1 protein-coding gene is annotated in these 1271 nt (G+C 62.5%); it reads right to left on the bottom strand.

The genetic code is table 11. From position 1 onward, the window contains the following. Positions 1-33 precede the first annotated feature (33 nt). Positions 34-1224, bottom strand: a complete 1191-nt coding sequence (locus ACTWQD_RS18355; protein WP_443197551.1) for an IS30 family transposase — start codon at positions 1222-1224, stop codon at positions 34-36. Between the last annotated feature and the right edge of the window lie 47 nt (positions 1225-1271).

Here is a 1271-nt window from a genome sequence, read left to right as displayed (position 1 = left end):
GGGAAAGTCAATTGGTCCGAGCAACGCGGGGGTTTATGCCGCCTCTTTTAGCAGCTGGTTCAGCCGGTTTGCTGGGGTTTCGAGGTTGAGGGTGGGCCGTGGCCGTCGGTTGAGTTTCGCAGCGACCAGGCGGAGGTCCTCCGGGGTGTGGACGGAGAGATTCGAGCCCTTCTCGAACCAGAACCGCAGCAGCCGGTTGGTGTTCTCGTTGGTGCCGCGCTGCCAGGGTGAGTGCGGGTCGCAGAAGTAAAGCGTGGTTTCGAGCGCGGTCTGAATCTTGGCGTAGTCAGCCAGTTCCGTGCCGCGGTCCCAGGTGATCGAGCGGCGCAGGTGATCCGGGAGGCTGGCCATTTCCCGGATCATCGCGCCGGCGACGGTGTCAGCGGTGTGGTCCCCGGGAAGGTGCAGCAGGATCGTGAACCTGGTTGAGCGTTCCACGAGGGTGCCGATCGCGGTCCCGTCGCAGCCGATGATCAAGTCGCCTTCCCAATGCCCGGGAACGGCCCGGTCCTGGACCTCGGCCGGGCGTTCACTGATCTTGAATGCCTCCTTATAGGGGCTGTTCTTTGTCCGGTCCGCGGTGTGGGGGACGCGTTGCTTGCGTTTCAGGCTCAGCTTCTCAGCCAGGTCTGCTCGCAGCGCCCCGCGGGTTTGGACGTATAGCGCCTGGTAGATCGTCTCGTGGCTCACCTGCATAGTCTGATCATCGGCGAAGTAGAACGCCAACATCGAGGAGATCAGTTTCGGACTCCACCCGTCATCCATCCACACTCCGATCAGCCGGCAGAGCGCCTCATCCTCGACGAGCCTCAAGGGTTTGGGCCGGCGTCTGGCCTGGTGGGCCTTCGTGTGGGCGACCGAGGCGTAATACACCCCGTCCGCGCTGGTGTTGCGGTTCACCTCCCGCCAGACCACCGACTTGTCCCGACCAATCAGCTCGCCAATTTTGGCGTAACTCATGCCGCTGCGCCTGCCCATCTGGATCATCCCCCGTTCCGCGAGATTCAAAGTCCGGCAACCCGGACCTTCCACCGTTGGTGCCGGATCCGCAAGGCCACCAACCGCGCCCATGTTCACAGTCATCATGTGGCCAGACTGTGCCCACCACCTCAGCCCGGTCCCATGAGTGGCGCCGACACGCCGGGAAGCAGCGAGAATCGACATCCCGCCACACACCGAGTCAACGAACTCAGTGCGGGCATTCGAAGGAAACAACTTGACCATGAAACGCTCCATCCATCAGAGCGTTGCAACGACCATATGACTTTGCC

The organism is Pseudarthrobacter sp. 1C304, from assembly GCF_052245515.1.
Taxonomy (GTDB): Bacteria; Actinomycetota; Actinomycetes; order Actinomycetales; family Micrococcaceae; genus Arthrobacter.
Note: the sequence above shows the minus strand (reverse complement) of the source record. Positions and strands in the feature narration are given on the sequence as shown.